Here is a 20,527-nt window from a genome sequence, read left to right on the forward strand (position 1 = left end):
AAATGAAAACCATTTACACATATTATCCCAATTTACGACCAGGGTATTCAGATATCGCTGAGTTAAACACCAAAAACGAAATCAAAGAGATTCAAACCTATCTGCGACAAGCCGGTTTTAATATTGGTAATGCTGGAGTAGATGGAATCTTAGGAAAAAACACCAAAAGAGCTATATATGAATTCTTTATGAAGGAAATCGGTGGTAGTGGTACAGGCGGTGGCGGTGGAACAACCACTCCTCCCAACAATCGACCTACTACTCCAACAAATCCTGGAGCCAAAGTAAAACTTACTCTTGATGTGATGAGGAACGTTCGTTTCAGAAATTCTAATGACATCAACATCTTCTTTCAACAAACTACGGGACAGGATTTTGTGGATTTCTTCAGAAGTAAAGTAGGAGGACGAAATCCCTATTGGAAAAAAAGAAAAATTCCTTCTGGAATCACCTACAAAAAGAACTTCAACAACATATTCAATCAAATTCCTGTGCTATACGGGGAGCAAAGTATTAATCTATTTCAGTTCCTTGGATTGGTTTCAGCTATGATTAATGAAACCGGAGGTAAATTTAAACCTATTCGAGAATCCAATTGGGTTTCTTTATTAGGGAGATTGAAATATGCTTATGGCACCAATGGAGGTAAAAAGAAAAGCTACAATGATTCCAAAAGCGCAAAATCTGTACATCAGTTGATTCATGATCCTGACTTTGTAAGGGCACATAAAACACCAGGAGTACGATTGAGCTACCTAAGAAAATTTAACTGGAGAGGAAGTACCTTCCCTAAAGTTAGCCTAAATGATGCCGAAGTTGAATTTTTATGCCAATGCGATGTGTATAAATTCTCTGGTCTAGGGTTAATCCAAACCACCTGGCGTCCCGCATACAAAAGGATCATCAATTATGTATTGAACTATCGAGGGACTAATCCAAGAATCAACAATGTAAAAATGAACTGGAGAATCCACGGAAATGCCGATAAGGTTGCTGATTTATCCAAATACCAGGAATGGGAATACCTATTCCAAGAACCTGAAGTAGCTTCCAAAGCGGTATTTCTGCACAACCAAAGATCGCGATACCTAAGTTTTTCAGTATCCGGTTTATCCTATCAAAGAATGTTAGACAAAGCTGGAAACATCGGTTATCGTATTGGTGGCACCAAAAGAGCGCGTGACAAAGTCAGAAATCGAGTGGATCAAATTATCCAGGCGATGAAAAGAAGTGGAAGATAATATATAACTATCCTACAATATGTAACTCGGCATAATCACTAGGAACCACTAAGGTGTTTTCCTTGGCGTTATACTGAATACTATCTAGAGATACTTTAACATTGTCTATTTCTACTTCCTTGATTTTGAAAGGAAGTCCCACAAACTCAATTTTGATGGTTTCATATTCGGTAATAAAACTACCGGTTTTATGATGCTGTATAATGGCTTCGTTTTCTTTTCCGGTAAATGAGAAGCTTCTCAGGCTAAATCGACCTTTTGCATAATCATAACCGTCTTGGGCGTCTTCATAGACTTTGGATTCTTCTTTATTACCCAATTTGTAATATACTTCCAGTTTCAGCTGATCGATTTTCTTTTCGCCAACATACTGTTGTATAGGATATTTAGGAATAATAGCGCCTTCTTTTACGAATAATGGAATAATATCTAACTCCGCATCTACCCATTGCTCCATTCCTCCTTTTACATACTCTCGAGTCCAGTAATTATACCAATTCCCTCTAGGGATATACATACGTCTCCCTTTAGAATTAGGTTCTTGTACTGGGCAAACCAAAATTTGGTTTCCGAAAATAAATTCGTCCGTTCTATAATGTGTTTGTGGATCATTTTGATCGTATAGCACCAATGGTTTCAGCATCGGGATACCCTCTTCTGCATACTCCCAGAACATAGTATACAAATACGGCAATAATTGATAGCGCAGCTCAACAAACTTTCGAGTTACATCAACTACCTCATCTCCAAAAGTCCAAGGTTCTTGATTACCATGATCTCCAGAAGAGTGTGTACGACAGAACGGATGAAAAACACCTAACTGTATCCATCGAGCATATAACTCTCCGGTAGGATGTTCTGCAAAACCACCGATATCACTTCCTGTAAATGACATCCCGCTCATACTCATACGTTGTGCCTGAATATTCGCGATCCACAAATGCTCCCAGGTAGCTACATTATCTCCAGTCCAGGAAGACGTATAACGCTGTGCTCCGGAATAAGCAGATCTGGTAATGATAAATGGTCGTTTTGGATAGGCAAACTTCTTAACTCCCTCGTAGGTAGCTCGTGCCATTTGAGTTCCGTAGATATTATGGGCTTTTCTATGACTACAAGGGTTACCATCGTAATTATGACGTACATCATTTGGGAATGTTTTTCCTGGCACTTCCATCACGGCAGGCTCATTCATATCATTCCAAACTCCTTTTACTCCTATTTCTGCGATAATTTCTTTAAACAATTCTGACCACCATTCTCTTACCTTTGGATTTGTAAAATCCGGGAAAAAACATTCTCCTGGCCATACTTTTCCTCTCATATAGGGTCCATCGGCACGTTTACAGAAATAATCCTTTTCCATAGCCTCTTGATACACCCAATAATCATCGTCGATCTTTATCCCCGGGTCAATAATCACCACAGTTTTAAAACCATCTTCAGCCAACTCTTCGACCATACGTTTTGGTTCGGGAAAATATTCTTTGCTCCAGGTAAAACAACGGAATCCTTCCATATAATCAATGTCCAGATAAATAGCATCACAAGGGATTTGTAGTTCTCTAAACTTGCTCGTCACCTCTTTTACTTTACTCTCTGGATAGTAACTCCATTTACATTGGTGATATCCTAATGCCCATAGGGGTGGTAATTCAGGTTTACCGGTAAGGTCCGTATATCTGGTAATCACATTCTGCATATTTGGACCATAGAAGAAATAATAGTTCATTTCTCCTCCTTGTGCCCAAAAACTGGTTACATTTCTGCGTTCATTGCAAAAATCAAAGAATGTTCTGAAGGTGTTATCAAAAAAGATCCCATACGCTCTTTCTTCGTACATACCGATATAGAAAGGAACACTCTTATACAATGGATCTTGATCTTTACCAAAGGCATACTGATCGGTAGCCCAGTTTTCAATGCGTTTTCCTTTTAGATTCAAGTGCATTGGCTTATCACCCAAACCGTAGTAACACTCCCCTTGTGGAGCAGCTTTACTCATTTTTACAATGTTTCCACCGTATTCATAGCTTTGTTCCCAATGAAACCCCCAATCATCTTTACAAATTACATTACCTTCTAAATCAAAAATGGTGGTTTTCAGGTTATTTTTGTCTATATGCAATTGAATTCTAGCCGTGATCACCTCATAGTGCGTGTCCTTCTCTTCTACTTCTAATTTGCTATACCCTCTCGCTCCATCTTCACTAATCGCATAAGAAAAATCATTTTCAAAATTGTTATCGGTTGCGTATCGAAAACGTATAACACTACCCCGAATAATTGTGAGCTGTAAAATAACGCCATTTTCGGTAGTGAAGTTTAATTTGTCAACATTTTGAGAGAAGGAAACTATCTTGCCAGGAAACAAATTTCCTTTATGCTCTAATTCAGTATTGGTGATCATATGTATCTCTTTTGTATTGGACTTGGGATTATAAAAAAACGATATCTAAATCAAATTCGGAATCATTTTTACCACTATTTATTAAGAAAATTTTACGAAAACGTTTGAAACGAAAATTATTAACACTTGTTTAAAATGCTAACGGTTCCAAATTGTACTTTTTGGGATATCAACTACAATTATTTTCTATGTAATAATCTCAAAAATCACTGCTCCCAATGGTGGAATTGTGATCTCTGCGGAGTGTTCACGATAGTGCCAATGTTTATTTTCAATTTTGATTTCTTTGGTATTAGAAACCCCACCTCCTCCATAACTTCTTGAATCGCTATTAAACAATTCTTTTAGTTTCCCTTTTTTGGGTAGTCCTATTCTATAATTTGTTCTGGGGATGGGTGTAAAGTTGCAAACTGTAACGAGTAAATCTTCTTCCCTATTTCCTTTACGGACATAGGCAATCACAGAATTTTCATGATCATCGTAGGTGATCCATTCAAATCCGGATATGTCAAACTGTCTATCATATAGTGCGGGATAGTTTCTATATAGACCATTAAGATCGGTCACAACTTGCTTGATCCCTTTATGGAAATCATATTCTAAAATATACCAGTCCAAACTTTCCTGAAAATTCCATTCTGCATGCTGTCCAAACTCGGCACCCATAAACAGTAAGTTGGTACCCGGATGCGTAAACATATAACTATAGAGCAATCTGAGATTAGCAAACTGTTGCCACTCATCTCCTGGCATTCTACCTATGATACTTCGTTTACCATAAACCACCTCATCATGCGATAGTGGAAGCATAAAGTTTTCGGTAAAAGCATAGGTCATACTAAACGTAAGGTCATTCTGATGGTGTTTGCGATAAATAGGTTCCTTAGCTATATACTGTAGTGTATCGTGCATCCAACCCATCATCCATTTCATTCCAAAACCTAACCCACCTACATAGGTCGGTTTTGATACCATTGGGAAAGAAGTAGATTCTTCTGCGATCGTCTGTACATCTGGAAAACTGGCATAGACCTCCTGATTCAGGTCTTTCATAAACGAAATAGCATCCAGATTTTCCCTTCCTCCATACATATTGGGTTCCCATTCGCCGTCTTCACGAGAGTAATCGAGAAATAACATGGATGCTACCGCATCTACCCGTAACCCATCAGCATGATATTGATCCAACCAAAAGATAGCGTTACTAATCAAGAAGCTCCGTACTTCGTTTCTACCGTAGTTAAAAATGAGACTTTTCCAGTCTGGGTGATATCCTTTTTTTCTATCGGGGTGCTCATATAAATGAGATCCATCAAAAAAGCCTAGTCCATGTCCATCTTCAGGAAAATGAGAAGGCACCCAATCCAGGATGATTCCAATATCATTTTGATGTAATTTATCGACCAAGAGTTTGAACTCTTCTGGATATCCAAAACGAGAGGTTGGTGCAAAATACCCTGTGATTTGATACCCCCATGACGGATCATAAGGATATTCCATTACTGGCATCAACTCTACATGAGTAAATTGCATTTCTTTGACATAGGCGACTAATTCGTCTGCCATTTCGGTATACGAAAGGGATCTGTTCTCCTGTTCTTTTCGTCTCCAGGAACCTAAATGCACTTCGTACACCGAAAAAGGAGCATCAATCGCATTATGCTTTTTGCGTTTCTGCATCCACTCTTCGTCTTTCCAGGTATACGTATTATCCCATACTACCGAAGCCGTCTTTGGTGGGTGCTCACAACGTCTGGCATACGGATCTGCCTTTTCGGTTACAATACCATCGTTGTGAGAGTGTATTTTGTATTTGTACACACTTCCTTTTCCTGCACCGGGAATAAAACCTTCCCAAATTCCAGAAGCATCCCAACGCACACTTAATTGATGTTCCCCTTCTGTCCAATAATTAAAATCTCCAATCACCGACACCGATTTTGCAGAAGGTGCCCAAACAGCAAAGTAGGTTCCTTCTACTCCATCTAATGTGAGGATATGAGAACCAAATTTTTCATAAAGTCGATAATGTTTACCGGACTTAAAGAGGTCAATATCAAAATCTGAAAAGAGGCTATGTACAATTACTTTATTCATTAATATGGTTAGTGTTGTTCTTGTATCGTTTTATTCGGTCTAGGTGGAGTTGTTACTTGATTACAAATCCATCAGGAATCACCGATCTACTTTTGATTACGACTACTCCTTCTTTAATTACATAGGTCTCTTCTTCTCTATTTTCAAGATGTTCGCCACCTTCGATATGTACATTATTTCCAATTCGGGCATCCTTATCGATAATGGTATTTGAGATAAAACAACCGTCTCCTACGCCAATCGCAGGGATACCCTCATTTTTATTTTTGGTTAATTCTGCAATATCCTGGTAGGAATTACTACCTATCATATAGGTGCTTTTGATTACTGTATCTTTTCCGATTCTGGAACGAATTCCTATTACGGATCGTTCTATTTCTTTGGCATTAATGATACAACCTTCAGCGATCATAGAACGATTTAATGATGTTCCTGATATTTTTGAAGGCGGGAGAATTCTAGGGCGTGTCAACACACTGTCTGTGCTGCTAAAGAGGTCAAACTCTGGCACCTCGTCTGTCAGGTTAATATTGGCTTCAAAAAAAGCACCTACGTTCCCGATATCCGTCCAATATCCTTCATACTGATAGGCCAACACCTTATGCTTGTCGATAGACTGCGGAATAATCTCTTTTCCGAAATCGATAGCATCCGGGTTAGACAATAAAAGATCAAGCAACAACTGCTTGTTGAATATATAAATCCCCATCGAAGCTAGGTAATGTCTGCCTTCATTTTTCATTTCGTCACTTACCTCAGATTCTAAACCTGGTAACTTATCGGCACTAGGTTTCTCAATAAAGGACGAAATAAATTTTTGTTCATCGGTCTTTAGAATCCCAAACTCTGTAGCTTCTTTAGCTTTTACTGGTAAAGTAGCGATAGAAATCTCTGCCCCTTTGTTGATGTGATCATTGAGCATATCATCAAAATCCATTCGATACAATTGATCTCCAGAGAGAATCAACGCATATTCAAACTCATGATTCAACAAATGATGAATAGACTGTCGTACCGCATCTGCAGTTCCTTGAAACCAGGTTTTGTTATCAGGAGTTTGTTCTGCAGCCAAAATATCAACAAATGCATCACTAAAAGAACTAAATCGATAGGTGTTTTTGATATGTCTATTTAAAGAAGCAGAATTAAACTGCGTTAATACAAACATTCTTTTAATATCGCAATGGATGCAATTAGAAATAGGAATATCCACCAATCGATATTTACCAGCGATAGAAACTGCGGGTTTAGAACGTTTTTCGGTTAGTGGAAACAGACGAGTACCTTGCCCTCCTCCCAATATAATTGCTAAGACTTTTTTGTTGATCATTTTTGTGTAATTAGGGTTTTATAAATAGTCATATATTCTGTTGCAGACTGTGTCCACGAGTGGTCAATCTTCATAATCCGTTTTTGTATATCACGGTATCGCTCCTGATCTTTATATAGCTTCGCTCCTCTTTCTATCGAGTAGCACACATCCCATACAATGGCTTGATTATGGCAAATTCCAAATCCGTCCTCTCCTATATCAATAACGGTGTCCTTGAGTCCTCCTGTTCTTCGCACGATAGGTATTGCTCCATAGCGTAACGCATACATCTGGTTCAATCCACAAGGTTCTACCCGAGATGGCATCAGTAAAAAATCAGTTCCTGCATAGATGATATGAGATAGTTTCTCACTATACCCTATATACGCATTATACCTACCTACAAATTCTTCTTTTAATGCATTGAGTTGGTATTCTACCTCATCATGTCCTGATCCTAAAATCAATATATTCACATCCATATGCTTCAAAGTATCCCGAATGATACTGGGCAACAGGTCGGCACCTTTTTCTCCCACCAGTCTACCGATAAAACTAAATAGTGGTAAGTCTTTATCCAGATTAAACTCTGTACACAACCAATTTTTATGTTCTTTTCGACCCGAAACAACATTGCTTACCTTAAAATTTTTAAGAAGCATGGGATCCGTCTCTGGGTTCCAGGTTTCGGTATCGATACCATTGAGTACTCCAAAACACTTCGCCTTTTCGTGTCGTAACAATCCTTCTAGTCCACTAGCCTGCTCTTGCAACTCCTCCATATAACTTGGCGAAACCGTGGTCACTCTCCATGCACACTTAATGCCAGTTGCCAATGGATTGATTAGATTCCCCCAATCCAACAACCCGATATGATTTTTGTCAAAATCAGGTAAATAATGCAATTTATCATATGGGATCTGTCCTTGATACTGCGCATTATGGATCGTAAATATGCTTGGAACCCGATTTAATCGATGATAGTCAAAGGCATACTGCATCATAAAAGGAATCAATCCAGTATGATGGTCATGACAATGCACCACATCGGGTAACTGCTCCAAAGTATTCATCCAATGAATTGCCGCTAACTGAAAACTCAAAAACCGTTCTTCATTATCTGGGTGATCATATATTTCTTTTCGATCTAAAAGGTGTTCTATATAGATCAGAAATACAGTAAAGCCGAGATCTGGAGTAACTACTTTTCGTACTTCGTACTCCTTATCCTCATTACCAAAGCGTATTGATCCTTTATGGATGATTTCAAGTTCGGCATCATCAGTAAAACTGTTGCTGTAATATGGGACTATGGCTTCAACAGTATGATCTAGGTTTTGTTGATATTTGGGTAAAGCTCCTACAACATCGGCTAAGCCTCCAGCTTTTGCAATAGGATAACATTCGAAACTTATGTGAGTAATATGCATTAAAATTAAGCGTATTAATGTTGCATGAAAAGCGATTTTTAAAATCGATTAAAGCTATGAAAAACCACGTAAAAACGTGTTGTAATTATCATAAAAAGAAGCGGGATTAATAATTAAATAATAAAAATTTAACTCAAAAAATGCCTTTTTGTCATTGAAACTTAAAAATACGTTTAAATATCCTCAACGATCTGGCTTTTCCATCTTAAAACCAACGTTACCTCTACATCAACGATATTGCCATTTTTTAGAAAACAAATTATTGACTAAGAGTTAACTATAAAAAAAAGATGCTATCATCGTATTTGGTTGATAGCATCTTCTTTTCATGAAGTTGATAAGGAATTTACTCCTCGAATTCGTTAAAAGCATCAAAGTGATACATTTGTACCGATTCTGGTTTGATCACTTCAAAAGCTTTGGCTGCTTTTTGATTTTGCATCACATCGGCAGCAGCGTCTTTGGCCGATTTCATATCTGTCCAATACACAATATCCACATACTTTCCGTCTCCATTATATGCTGTAGTACGTTTTACAAATCCGTAGTATAGTTTCACCACATCATTAAGCGATGATAGTGCTTTTTCGACATCTTGTGGACTATATCCTGGATTCGCTTCAAATAAAACGACTTCTACTACATTAGGTTCTTGGAGGGTTTGCATAGATCTTGAATTAGGTTTAGTGGTACAATTAAATAATAGATTTACCATGATGATAAGAATTAACTTGTTCATATGAATACTTTCATCAAAACTAAATCAGGAGAATGACAACCCTATGTCAGTAGAATTTTAAGAAGAAGAATTATTTGTTCGATATTGTTGTAAACGCCTATTATAGTAGTCTTCAAGAGTAAAACGTTGCGAAGTAAAAATCTCATGGCATTCGACCAAACTCTCGATTCTATCGGTTCTAAATTCCCTATAATCTTTTCGTAATTTACAGTATGCAATTACAATCCATGTATTGTTGGTAAAATACACCCCTAGCGGTTCTATACGACGCTTACTTGCTTCTTTATTCATATTGGTATATGAAATCTCCAATACTCTAAAATCCGTAATGGCTTGCTGTATCACAGACAAAGTATTACTTGGATGTGCAGCTCGTCTGTTATAGGTAAATACCCTTTGATCCAACAACTCCAATTTTTGCTTTTGTGAGGTTTTGAGTACCGCAATTACCTTGTCGATAGCTTCGTGATAAGCATCTATCAAAGATTGATCATTATTGGTTTTGATAATTTTTGAAGCCGTTAGTAAAGCATTAGCCTCTTTTTCGGTAAACATTACCGGAGGTAAAGAATATCCATCTACCAAAAAATAGCCTGTGCCCGCCTCGGCTCCTATAGGTACACCGGCATCTGTGAGTGCCTGCATATCCCTATAGATAGTTCTAAGGCTCACTTCGAACTTATCTGCAAGTTCTGAGGCCTGGACGATCTTCTTGGATTGTAGTTTTACTAATATTGCCGTAAGCCGATGCAAACGTTTCATTATTCCCCTGTATTTTCTGGATTGGCGGTACTACCACCATCAATATCACTTAGGTCGGTTGCGTTATTGATAAAAAACTCGGCCTCACCAGCAGCTTCTTCCAATTGTTCATCTTCTTCTGCTACAAGTTGTGGATTCTGTTTTTTATCCCGTATCATTCCCCAAGTCATGATCAAACTGGTACCTATAATTACAAATAATAATACTCCTGGTTCAAAGCCTTCTACCATTGCTTCAGCAGGTATTGCATAAAACAAGAGTACGGTAATTAACCCTCTTGGTGCAATAAACAACTGCGGAAAGATATCTTTTCCTAAGAAAAGTCGTAACAACCCATAGCGAATGGCATATATTGATACCAAAATCAAGATACTGATCAAGGTTACTTTCAAACTCAATAAAGATGATAGTACGATAGTGATCCCAAAAATGACAAAGAATAAGGTACGAACCACAAAAGCAGTTTCGGCAGTGATTACATGCAATTCGTGATAGATATGCTTGGCTTTTTCAACATCCAAATACTCTTTAAGGGGGCCTTGAAAGAACAATTTCATATTAGTGATTACCAATCCAAAAATTAGGATAATGATTAACGAAGACATGTGCAATTTCTTACCGATCGCATATAGCAACAGCAATACCGCTATCAAAAGAAACAGCTTAACCTGACTTTTGATCTTCTGAAAAATCAGAATGATTGCATAACTCGCTACTATTGAAATCACAATGGTTAAGATCAGGTTCAAAAAGAATCCTCCTACTCCTCCACTTTCTGAAGGGTTTAATGTACCTGCCAGAAAATAGAATAACATGATTCCTAAGATATCAGAGAAGGTACTCTCATAAATATGAAATTCCTTTTTAGCTTCAGACAAACCTGAAACACTAGGTATGATGATCGCACTCGATAGTATAGACAAAGGTGTAGCATATAACCAGGCTGATTGCATACTCATATCCTTTACCAATGCTTTTAGAATTACTGCCGCAATAAAGGTCGAGGCAACTAATCCTATCAGTGCTATGGCCAGGGATTTCAGTATGGGTATCAGCTTATCTCGTTTCAGTTCTAACTCTAGTGCCGCTTCAAGTACAATCATAATCAACCCCACAATCCCCAATATTTCAAGCAACGGAAGGAAATTAAACATATCTCCTCCTACTGCTTTCAAACTATATTGAATAATAATCCCCAATACAATAAGCATTAATACCGCTGGGATATTAGTGCGTTTGGCCACTTCATTAAAAATGAAAGACAAAATAATAATCAGAGAGATCTCAATGATAACATTGTATGAAGAAAAAATTTCCATGCGTAGGTTTTAGGTTGTTGTTAGTTTGTTTAAACGATTGAAAAGATAGTAAATTATTTTAAGTAAAACCGATCTCTAGAGCTTTCTCTGTATCTTACTAAAACCTAGCATCAAACATCTTTTTTTGACCTTAATATTTATTTAACGGATTGTTATTTTAAAAGCTATATTTTTAGGATATCGACAAAAAAACAAAGCAACATGTCCAACGAATCCTTAATTATTCCTGAAAGAAGCAGAGATATTGGTGACTTTTTGGTAGGTAGACTTATTCCGTTTAGAAAAAAGCGAATGGTAGGTCCTTTTATATTTATTGATCATATGGGCCCTACAGAACTCAAAGAAGGGCATTATATGGATGTAGATCAGCATCCACATATTGGTTTGTCTACCCTTACCTATATGCTAGAAGGCGAGTTGATGCACAAGGATAGTATAGGTACCGAGCAACGCATCTCCCCAGGCTCTGTAAACTGGATGGTAGCGGGTAGCGGAGTTACTCATACTGAGCGTACTCCAGATGACTTGCGCGGGACTAATTTTACTGCACATGGTTACCAGATTTGGGTAGCATTGCCTGCAGACCAAGAAGAGATTACTCCAGAGTTTCATCATATCGATGGCAACGAACTTCCTTTTTGGAAAGATGGTAGCACGGAGTTTAGACTTGTAGCAGGGCAAGGATATGGTAAAACATCACCATTGCCTGTTCATTCTGATTTGTTTATGGTAGAGATAAAAACCACAGATTCGTATGAGCTTGCTATCAAAGGAGAACTACAAGGGGAAATAGGAATTTGTATTGTAAAAGGTAGTATCTCTGCATGTGATGATACTATTGAAGCCGGAAATATGTTGATTTCAAAAACTGAAGATAGCTGTACCATCTCCTTACACCCCAACACCCATGTTCTGTTGTTTGGTGGGGAGCCTTTTCCTGAAGAACGTCATATCTTTTGGAACTTCGTTTCGGCAAGCAAAGAAAAGATTGAGGCTGCAAAGGAGCGATGGAGAAACAAAGCATTTCCCAAAGTTCCTGGAGATGACTCGTATGTGGTGATGCCAGAGCCTAAGTTTTAAACAACACTTATAACTCTCTTCGCAATTCGTTGAGAGAGATATTGCTATTGATCAATCGGGTCACTACTTCCTCACGGAACTCATCCAGATCATCATAATCATAATACTTAGCCCATTTATGAGTTTCCAAAAGATTCTTGATTTGTTTGATCAGCTTTCGGGTAGCATCTGCAGATCGTAGCACGGCTACTTCATCATAGTCTGGATTGTCCTTGTGCTTGTAGCTTACCTTTTTGATTTCGAAATCCACGGAAATGTAATAAGCATCCACTTCAGGATCTAGATTCTCTCTGAAATCTGCCCAATCTGCATATCCTAATCGCAAATCATCGATTTCTGCCGGAAAATCAGATACCAAACGCCATTGGCACTTGGCGATCCTTCCCCAATGATTAGACATGCGGTAAACCCCATGTTTGGTGTAATAGTACGTACTTCCCGATTCGCTACGGTAATTCGGTTTTCTTCTGGTGATCTCACGTAAGGTCGCTCCTCTAAAAACGCAATACGTTTTATTAAAGAAATTATACCGCGTATACGACTTCTTTTGCTCTTGTTCTACTTGCTGTTCCAATGATTGTATTTTTCCCAGCCGCAAATAAATCACAAATTTTTGAAAATGTAAAGGCGAGTTTTTAACAAAATATCACCAATGCACGATGATGCTATGAATATTTACGCAATTGACTCAAAAAGGGGATTTTACCTGTACAGAATTGGTTATTACACTCTTTTTCAAAATGTTACCTTCACATATCTTTGTAACACTTTCCATAAAATTTAGAGTTAATTTTAGCCAATCTAAAAAGCATCTTGCACTACAATCACAAGATGCTTTTTTGATCGTTATCCTATACTTTGATTATAATGACTAGGACTTATTCAAATGAAATCTATAGGTCAGTCCTACTTTTACAAAGATATTTCCGGTCATTTCGGGATTGAGTAATGTACGTCCGTCCCCAAATTCGAATGCTGAAAGACGAAAAGGTAAGGTATCCCCTTCTTCAAAAACCTCGTAGGATGCTGTAGAATATCCAGTTTGAAGTTTCATCAACAGACTTTCATCCAAAAGCGCATATTGTAGATATGGACCGATTTCAATATTTGCCATTTGTGTGTATAACTCTGGTGCATTGTCTTGTCGCTCCAGACTAAAGGTTCTTACAAACGCCTGAAACGCTAATCCTGCTTTAAACTTTCCTCCTAAACGCCGGTTGATATCTGCATTGATCGGCAAGGTCGCCGATACCTCCCATTTTTGATCTTCGCTTTGATAATACAATCCAAGAATGGGAGTAAAAAAGGTACCAAAGCCTTCGCTACTGGCATAGGCTCCAAAACGATATTGTAAGTGTTCTGTTTTTTGATATTTCAGCAAAGCTAAACCACCGAAGAAGAAATGATCCCCATCGGTATGTAAATCCTGGCTCGCAATTTTAGGCAATAGCACATAGGTTCCAGACCATTTCTCGCCATGTTTGATATTCAATCCAGCTTTCAGTGTAAGGTTATTCAAAGAAACTTGATCTCCGTTAGGTACCAAATCCAATTGATGTTGTACATAATCCACACCCGTTATAATGGCAATCTTTTCATTCAGTTTTATAGGATACGTCAGACTCACATCCAACTGGGGTACATTAGTAGTGGCATCACTATTCTCAAATCCAGCATCCAGAATGGATCCATAACTTACTTTTACAATGTCTATATAATCTTGTGCTTTAATTGACGATGAGCATATTACAAAAAGTAATAAGAAGTATAATCGGTATTTCATAAAACGGGTTACAGTGATTTTTTATTCAATAGGCAAACAAGTATACAATATTTCTTTTGAATGTTGCCAAGTCATATCCCTCCAAAAAATCTTAAAATTAAGTAAATCATAGGCTACGCCAGTCCATATAACTGTATATTTAACACCAATAACTACAAACACAAATCATGTCACAACATCATAGATTTTACGCGTTCTTTACAGTAATTACCATCATCGCTTTAAGTTTCAGCTCTTGCGCTACGGATACTACACAACAGGATCTAAAAGCTGCGCTTACCTTTTATGCTTCGTTTGATCAAGGAACTGATGCTGATTTCGCCCTGGGTGATAAGCAATTATATACGGTGCCTTCTCGCCAAGCCAGAGACTCTGCAAAAGCGGGATTACACAAACCCGACATCAAAGTAGACAAAGGAAATGGTCGTTTTGGAGATGGTTTATTCTTTACAGAAAGAAGCAAAGGATACATCTACTACCCTAGTGAAAAGAATATCGCTTATAATACCAAGGACTGGAGCGGTGCCATATCGTTCTGGATGAAATTAGATCCTAACAAAGATTTGGAACCAGGTTATTGCGATCCGATACAAATTACTGATGTAAGCTATAACGACGCCTCAATTTGGGTAGATTTCACTAAAGAAAATCCGAGAGATTTCCGTTTAGGAGTTATAGGCGATCGAGCAGTTTGGAATCCTAATCCCGAAGGTCCGGATAATGAAAACCCTATATTTATGGAGAAACTGACCGGAGTAAAAAATCCTCCTTTCTCTAGTGAGCAATGGACGCATGTTTTGATTAATTTCTCCAATCTGAATACTCCAAATGGTAAAGCTAGTCTGTACTTGAATGGAGAGCACAAAGGAGCACGCTCTGATATTGCTACGCCTTTTACCTGGGATTTACCATTATCCAATATTTATTTAGGATTGGGATATATCGGCCGTATGGATGAATTATCTATTTACAACAGAGCCCTTACAGATAAAGAAATCAATGCCTTGTACCAATTAGAAAACGGAGTGCATTCCTTACTATAAAGCAGAAAAACTACTACATTTGTAGGCAACAACCACTAGTTACCGATTATGAAACGTAGTATACAACAATACCTAAAACTGCTTTGGCAATCTGTATTGTTTTGGTCTATAGCTATGGCCATGTATTCTATTTTTAGATACTACGGTATCGATGAAGAAGAAGGATTTACGGTGATTAGAGAGTATAGTGGGATCCAGGGTACTTTAAGAGCCCTTTTGGGATTCGGAACTATAGGAGCACTGCTAGGGATTCTATATGCCACTATTGATTTTGTGTTTGACAAATATGTAGCCAATCGAATACTGCTTTTTTATGATGTGCTTTGCAGAACATTCTTGTACTTTATCACCAGTGTTATCGTTTTTACGATCATCATGAACATTTTTTCTGAGCTATATGGCATCAATCTGGATACGCAACCAGGTTGGTGGCAACATAACAAATCCTTTTGGGCTACTATTCTCTATATGGTTTTGGTATCTTTTGTGTTTACATTTATCAACATTGCCAAAGAGAAATTCGGGAAAGGTGTGTTCCTAAAGATGTTGATGGGAAAATACAGAACCCCACAAGAAGAAAAACGCATCTTTATGTTTCTGGATTTAAAGGACTCTACTACGATTGCAGAAAATCTGGGACATTTTAAATACAGTCAGTTCATCCAGGATTGCTTTTACGATTTAAATGAAGTTGTACCGAAGTACGACGCTGAAATTTATCAATATGTGGGTGATGAAGCGGTGTTGAGCTGGTCGTACAAAAAGGGATTAGCCAATAACAACTGTGTGGATCTGTTCTTTGCATTTCAGCAGAAAAAACAGCGCAAATCCCAATATTATATGGATAAGTATGGTGTGGTTCCCGAATTTAAAGCCGGACTACATGGAGGTAAACTTATGGTGACCGAAGTTGGAGTCATCAAAAAGGAAATCGCCTACCATGGGGATGTGATTAATACTTCTGCTCGTATACAAGCCCAATGCAATAAACACAAAGTGCGTTTCTTAATTTCAGAAAAATTACTACAAGATTTGAAAATCAAAACACACCTCACTACAGAGTTTTTAGGAAGTGTGCTCCTAAAAGGAAAACAGGAAGAAGTAAAAATTCATACCATCAATAAGGTAGGATAATCCACCGTCCTTTTTATTAAAATACTGATTCTTAATTCGATACTACTACCCTTTCAAAAATGTGAATATCTATTACTATAAATCGTATTGCCAATAGTTGATATCCAGTATATTTGCCGCCCTAACAAATACAAAAAGAAATGAGTGCAACCTGGTACGAATGCAAGATAAAGTATAGAAAAATAGATGAGTCTGGAGCTCAAAAAATGACGACAGAACCTTATTTGGTAGATGCCATCTCCTATACAGAGGCCGAATCGAGAATCAACGAAGAAATGTCGGCTTACATCAGTGATGAATTTAAAATTACTAATATTAAAGTAGCCAACTTTGCAGAGATACATCCTTTTGAAAACTCGGATCGTTGGTTTAAATCCAAAGTATCGTTAATCGCTTATGATGAAGAAAGCGGTAAAGAGCGTAAATCAAACATATACCTGCTAATCCAGGCCAATGATGTAAAAGAAGCTTTTGACAATACCAATGTGGCCATGAAGAACACCATGGGAGATTATACCATCCCAGCCATTGCAGAGTCGCCTATTATGGATGTATTCCCTTATTTTTCTGGCGAAGAAGAAGATTTAGGAAAGATCGAACGATTTAATGCGATCAAAAACTCTGTTCCAGAAGTAGAAGAAAAGGTTGTTGAAGAAGTTAACGAAGTAACTGAAGAGCTAGTAGCAGAAGAAACTCAAGAAGAAACAGACGAAGCCATCGAATCAGAAGAGACTCCATTTATCGAAGAAGAAGAAACCGAATTTGTACCGGTAGCTTTTGACGAAGAAGAGTAAGCAATACAACACATAAAAAAAGAGGGCGTTTTCAAGCCCTCTTTTTTTTATACTATCTACGGTCGATCATACCGTCTTCTATATTCTTTCTCCATTTTGCAAGATCATCTGTTGCGGTTTGACCTCCTGTAACTTTTCTCGCTGATATGGATTTTAGAGCAAATTGCTCAAATCCTTTTAAACCCTTTTGTTGATGTTTCATGTGTATTAGTTTTTATGATAACTCAATGCTCCAGATGGGCACTGATCAATTTGGTTCATTAATGCTTCACTACTCGCGTTTTCTGGAGTGATCCATGGTTTTGCCTTGGGATCATACACTTCTGGTAAGGTCTTGACACATACCCCAGCATGAATACATTTCCCAGGTTTCCAAACAACGGTAATTTCACCATTGCTATATTCTTTTCTAATTTCATTTTCAGCCATAACAATAAGAATAAGACTTGATTTGTATAAATATACAGTTTATTTTGATCAATATCAATGTAACATTTTGGGCTTTACTTCTTCTAATACACAAACACCTGCACATGTCCAAAAAAAGGGAACTCATCATTGCATTGCGAATCTACATCCTTCTTTGGGTACTCGTTATTGGATTTTTATCCATCTACCTATTGCGATTCTCATCATTTAAAGAGACCAAAGATTCGTTAGCAGAACTCCTTACCGACGCTCCTTTTTTGGTAGCCATGCAAATACTCTTTGTATTGGTGTATTTGTGCTTTCTATTGATACGTTACTTTATTCGTATGTATAGTTCTCGTGGGTTACAGTATATGGGCAAACGATTGGTGCTAGGTATCATTCTTCCTATTCTACTGATCATAGGAGTTTTAAAAACCATTATATATGTCAACGGAAATGAAGATTTTGATTATACCTGGGATCAAACTGTCGAAAATACTACTGGTATTGCCACTAATCGCTATCAAATGGATGGAAAACATCGCGGAATGAGTGTATTTGGGTGGACCCATGATAATGAAGGTAGAATCGATCCACTTATCCAAAACAATATTGAATGGATCGCTGTTATTCCTTTTTTATATCAAAAAGATGAACGCACTGTAGTTATGCGTACTCCGGAAGCTATTGGCCAATGGTCCCGTAGAGATTCTGTTTTTCTATCTACCATAACTGAACTACACGATAAAGGATTGCACGTACAGCTTAAACCCCATTTATGGACTAGAGACGGTTGGAGATCCAATATCAATCAACAATCTGACGAAGATTGGGATTTATGGTTTGATAGTTATCGCAAAAACATGTTGCATTATGCTACTATGGCCCAACAAACCGAAGTAGAATTACTGTGTATCGGTACAGAGTTGCGTACCTCCTTAAAACACCAACCTGACCGTTGGAAAGCACTCGTAAAAGAAATAAAAGCAATCTATAGCGGTAAACTTACCTATGCCGCCAATTGGGATGGAGAGTATGAACTTATTGATTTTTGGGATCAATTGGATTATATTGGTCTGCAAGCTTATTTTCCACTTACCCAAAAGACCAATCCCGATTTAGCTACACTACAAAAAGGTTGGGAGCAACATATCCCTATGCTAAAATCCTTATCGCAACAACACAATAAACCTATTTTATTTACAGAAGTAGGCTACAAAAGTGAAGCCGCTGCAGCCATCAAACCCTGGGAATGGGGATCGTATCTCAGCATTTTTTACCAAAAGAAATCCGATCGTACTCAGCAACTGGCCTACCAAGCCCTATTTGATCAACTATGGAAAGAAGATTGGTTTGCCGGTATGTACATCTGGCAATGGAACACTCATACCGATCCATCCGATGCCGAAAACAGTCTTAATTTCTCACCGAGATTTAAACCTGCACAGAATACGATTGCCAGGGAGTATGGGAGGTAGTCCTTCGACTTCCACTTCGGCAGGCTCAGTGCAGCGGCTCAGAGACCTCCTTTTCGTCCCCTTCGAGAGCACTTCGACAAGCTCTGCATCACACCTCAGGGTACGAATTCACCGTGGGTTGAGCGGAGTCGAAACCCGGAATACACCCTTCGACTCCGCTCAGGGTTCGGCACCATCGAGGGCTGCCCTTCGGCTCCGCTCAGGGTTCTGTAGAATTCGAATTCGAAGTCTGAGCGGAGCCGAAGACTGAATATCTTTGCAAACAGTGTGATTCATTCTTGCATTCAGAAAGTTGATGTAACTCCCCCAAATCCCCGCGCATTAATGCTTCTTTTTTGGCTCTGCTCCACCCTTGTATCTGTTTTTCTCTGTAGAAAGCGGTATCGATACGGGAGTACTTCTCGTAGTACAACAATTTAACAGGTAGTCGTCTTTTGGTATGGTTAGCTCCTTCTCCATTCTGATGTTGCGTTAATCGCCTCTTTAAATTCTTGGTACTTCCTGTATAATAACTTCCATCACTACATTCTAAAATATATAGGTATCCCATGGTGTATTCGTTTTTGCAATATTAGGTGGTAGGAGTTTTATTTTTTGGAACTCCCGTTCGTCCCCTTCGAGAGCCTCAGGGGCCTTCCTTCAGTGAGCTCTGCCCACGCCTTCGAACCCTGAGACGCTGCACTGAGCCTGCCGAAGTGGAAGTCGAAGGGTGAACACTCATATTATCTGGACTTCGACTCCGAGAATCCAGAGCCTCGTCGAAGGGCAGTCCACCGGCGAATCCTGGTCTTGCCTGAAGGGGGTTCCTGAGCCTGGCGAAGGAGCCCCCCGAAAACAGGGTATGTTTTTTTCACGGAATATAGTGTTCTCTAGCCTGTAGGAATGCTACATCTTTGTATCAGTAAATAATTATAAAAACAACTAATCGCTAAAAATCATATCATGAAAAGATCTATTTTACATTTCGCACTTATCTTATTAATAGGATTCACTTTCTCTTGTAAAGATAACAACGCTGCAAAAGCAGAAGAAACCGCTACTGAAGAAACAACCACCAAAGAAGAACCGAAAAAAGAAGAAACAAAAGCAGAAGCTTCATCTGACAGCGGTACTCCGTCTTTTGGAGATGCCAAAGTACAAGAGTACGTAGACGCTTATGAAGCTTATATCGCAGACTATAGAAAAGCAGTAGAGAGCAAAGACATGACTGCTTTTGCAACATTAGGTCAAAAAGGACAAGAACTAGGAACCAAAGCCCAAGAATTATCAAGTAGTATCTCGGCTTCTGATGCAGAAAAGCTAAACGCTTATATGCTAAAGAAGAGTGAGGAAATTCAGGAATTATCTCAAAAGTTAATGCAATAATCGTTAGTAATAAATAGTTAGTTAGTTTAGGTTGCATTATTGTGTTGCTTAATGAAAACACCTCGTGAATGGGCATGAGGTGTTTTTTTTGTTATTAAATGCTGGGAACTACCCTTCTGCTCCGCTCAC

18 protein-coding genes and 1 pseudogene are annotated in these 20,527 nt (G+C 38.3%); 7 read left to right on the forward strand and 12 right to left on the reverse strand.

Annotation, left to right across the window (positions count from 1 at the left end; all coding sequences use genetic code 11):
- The first annotated feature begins 2 nt into the window (after window positions 1-2).
- Window positions 3-1,241, forward strand: a complete 1,239-nt coding sequence (locus BUE24_RS03465; protein WP_073313918.1) for a peptidoglycan-binding domain-containing protein — start codon at window positions 3-5, stop codon at window positions 1,239-1,241.
- A 7-nt stretch (window positions 1,242-1,248) separates the two neighbouring features.
- On the opposite strand, the gene BUE24_RS03470 is transcribed toward BUE24_RS03465, so the two are convergent.
- From BUE24_RS03470 to BUE24_RS03500, 7 genes are all read right to left on the reverse strand, one after another.
- Window positions 1,249-3,651, reverse strand: coding sequence for a glycoside hydrolase family 31 protein (locus BUE24_RS03470; RefSeq protein ID WP_073313920.1), 2,403 nt, complete (start codon window positions 3,649-3,651; stop codon window positions 1,249-1,251).
- A 186-nt stretch (window positions 3,652-3,837) separates the two neighbouring features.
- Window positions 3,838-5,748 carry a 1,4-alpha-glucan branching protein GlgB gene (gene glgB / locus BUE24_RS03475; RefSeq protein WP_073313922.1) on the reverse strand — a complete coding sequence of 637 codons (1,911 nt, stop codon included), beginning with the start codon at window positions 5,746-5,748 and terminating at the stop codon, window positions 3,838-3,840.
- Between the two features lie 52 nt (window positions 5,749-5,800).
- Entirely contained in the window at window positions 5,801-7,078 is a 1,278-nt protein-coding gene (locus tag BUE24_RS03480; RefSeq protein WP_073313924.1) for a glucose-1-phosphate adenylyltransferase, read from the reverse strand.
- Window positions 7,075-8,490: a glycogen synthase gene (locus BUE24_RS03485; RefSeq protein WP_073313926.1), complete on the reverse strand. Its 1,416-nt coding sequence runs from the start codon at window positions 8,488-8,490 to the stop codon at window positions 7,075-7,077. Before BUE24_RS03485 ends, BUE24_RS03480 begins: the two co-directional genes overlap by 4 nt.
- A 346-nt stretch (window positions 8,491-8,836) precedes the next feature.
- Window positions 8,837-9,157: a hypothetical protein gene (locus BUE24_RS03490; RefSeq protein ID WP_139241905.1), complete on the reverse strand. Its 321-nt coding sequence runs from the start codon at window positions 9,155-9,157 to the stop codon at window positions 8,837-8,839.
- 129 nt (window positions 9,158-9,286) lie between these two features.
- Window positions 9,287-9,991 (reverse strand): helix-turn-helix transcriptional regulator, encoded by a 705-nt coding sequence (locus tag BUE24_RS03495; RefSeq protein WP_073313930.1) that lies wholly within the window; start codon window positions 9,989-9,991, stop codon window positions 9,287-9,289.
- Entirely contained in the window at window positions 9,991-11,310 is a 1,320-nt protein-coding gene (locus tag BUE24_RS03500; RefSeq protein ID WP_073313931.1) for a cation:proton antiporter domain-containing protein, read from the reverse strand. The genes BUE24_RS03495 and BUE24_RS03500 overlap by 1 nt, the downstream gene beginning before the upstream one ends.
- 201 nt (window positions 11,311-11,511) lie before the next feature.
- Between BUE24_RS03500 and BUE24_RS03505 the strand changes: the two genes are divergently transcribed.
- Complete coding sequence (locus BUE24_RS03505) at window positions 11,512-12,390, forward strand: pirin family protein (protein WP_073313950.1); 879 nt, start codon at window positions 11,512-11,514, stop codon at window positions 12,388-12,390.
- A 7-nt stretch (window positions 12,391-12,397) separates the two neighbouring features.
- Here the strand turns inward: BUE24_RS03505 and BUE24_RS03510 are convergent, their stop codons facing one another.
- Both BUE24_RS03510 and BUE24_RS03515 read right to left on the reverse strand, forming a co-directional pair.
- Window positions 12,398-12,964 (reverse strand): hypothetical protein, encoded by a 567-nt coding sequence (locus tag BUE24_RS03510; RefSeq protein WP_073313952.1) that lies wholly within the window; start codon window positions 12,962-12,964, stop codon window positions 12,398-12,400.
- Between the two features lie 297 nt (window positions 12,965-13,261).
- Window positions 13,262-14,173 (reverse strand): DUF6268 family outer membrane beta-barrel protein, encoded by a 912-nt coding sequence (locus tag BUE24_RS03515; RefSeq protein WP_073313953.1) that lies wholly within the window; start codon window positions 14,171-14,173, stop codon window positions 13,262-13,264.
- Window positions 14,174-14,340: 167 nt separating this feature from the next.
- Between BUE24_RS03515 and BUE24_RS03520 the strand changes: the two genes are divergently transcribed.
- From BUE24_RS03520 to BUE24_RS03530, 3 genes and pseudogenes are all read left to right on the forward strand, one after another.
- Window positions 14,341-15,216, forward strand: a complete 876-nt coding sequence (locus BUE24_RS03520) for a LamG-like jellyroll fold domain-containing protein (protein WP_073313954.1) — start codon at window positions 14,341-14,343, stop codon at window positions 15,214-15,216.
- A 48-nt stretch (window positions 15,217-15,264) separates the two neighbouring features.
- Complete coding sequence (locus BUE24_RS03525) at window positions 15,265-16,350, forward strand: adenylate/guanylate cyclase domain-containing protein (RefSeq protein ID WP_073313956.1); 1,086 nt, start codon at window positions 15,265-15,267, stop codon at window positions 16,348-16,350.
- Between the two features lie 140 nt (window positions 16,351-16,490).
- Window positions 16,491-17,027: pseudogene (locus tag BUE24_RS03530) on the forward strand (DUF4494 domain-containing protein); the annotation flags it as partial.
- A 169-nt stretch (window positions 17,028-17,196) separates the two neighbouring features.
- Here BUE24_RS03530 and BUE24_RS23825 read toward each other — a convergent pair.
- The gene (locus BUE24_RS23825) at window positions 17,197-17,346 is read right to left on the reverse strand and encodes a hypothetical protein (protein ID WP_170864542.1); all 150 of its coding nucleotides are present in this window, start codon (window positions 17,344-17,346) and stop codon (window positions 17,197-17,199) included.
- A gap of 5 nt (window positions 17,347-17,351) precedes the next feature.
- Window positions 17,352-17,573, reverse strand: a complete 222-nt coding sequence (locus tag BUE24_RS03535; protein WP_073313958.1) for a (4Fe-4S)-binding protein — start codon at window positions 17,571-17,573, stop codon at window positions 17,352-17,354.
- A 104-nt stretch (window positions 17,574-17,677) separates the two neighbouring features.
- Here BUE24_RS03535 and BUE24_RS03540 point away from each other — a divergent pair, with 104 nt between their 5' ends.
- Window positions 17,678-19,033: a glycoside hydrolase family 113 gene (locus tag BUE24_RS03540; RefSeq protein ID WP_073313960.1), complete on the forward strand. Its 1,356-nt coding sequence runs from the start codon at window positions 17,678-17,680 to the stop codon at window positions 19,031-19,033.
- 199 nt (window positions 19,034-19,232) lie between these two features.
- Here BUE24_RS03540 and BUE24_RS03545 read toward each other — a convergent pair whose 3' ends face one another.
- A complete protein-coding gene (locus tag BUE24_RS03545; protein WP_073313962.1) occupies window positions 19,233-19,583 on the reverse strand; it encodes a GIY-YIG nuclease family protein in 351 nt (116 codons plus the stop codon).
- Between the two features lie 392 nt (window positions 19,584-19,975).
- Between BUE24_RS03545 and BUE24_RS03550 the strand changes: the two genes are divergently transcribed.
- Window positions 19,976-20,398, forward strand: a complete 423-nt coding sequence (locus tag BUE24_RS03550; protein ID WP_073313964.1) for a hypothetical protein — start codon at window positions 19,976-19,978, stop codon at window positions 20,396-20,398.
- Window positions 20,399-20,527 lie beyond the last annotated feature (129 nt).

It is taken from the genome of Aquimarina spongiae (genome assembly GCF_900141785.1).
Taxonomy (GTDB): Bacteria; Bacteroidota; Bacteroidia; order Flavobacteriales; family Flavobacteriaceae; genus Aquimarina; species Aquimarina spongiae.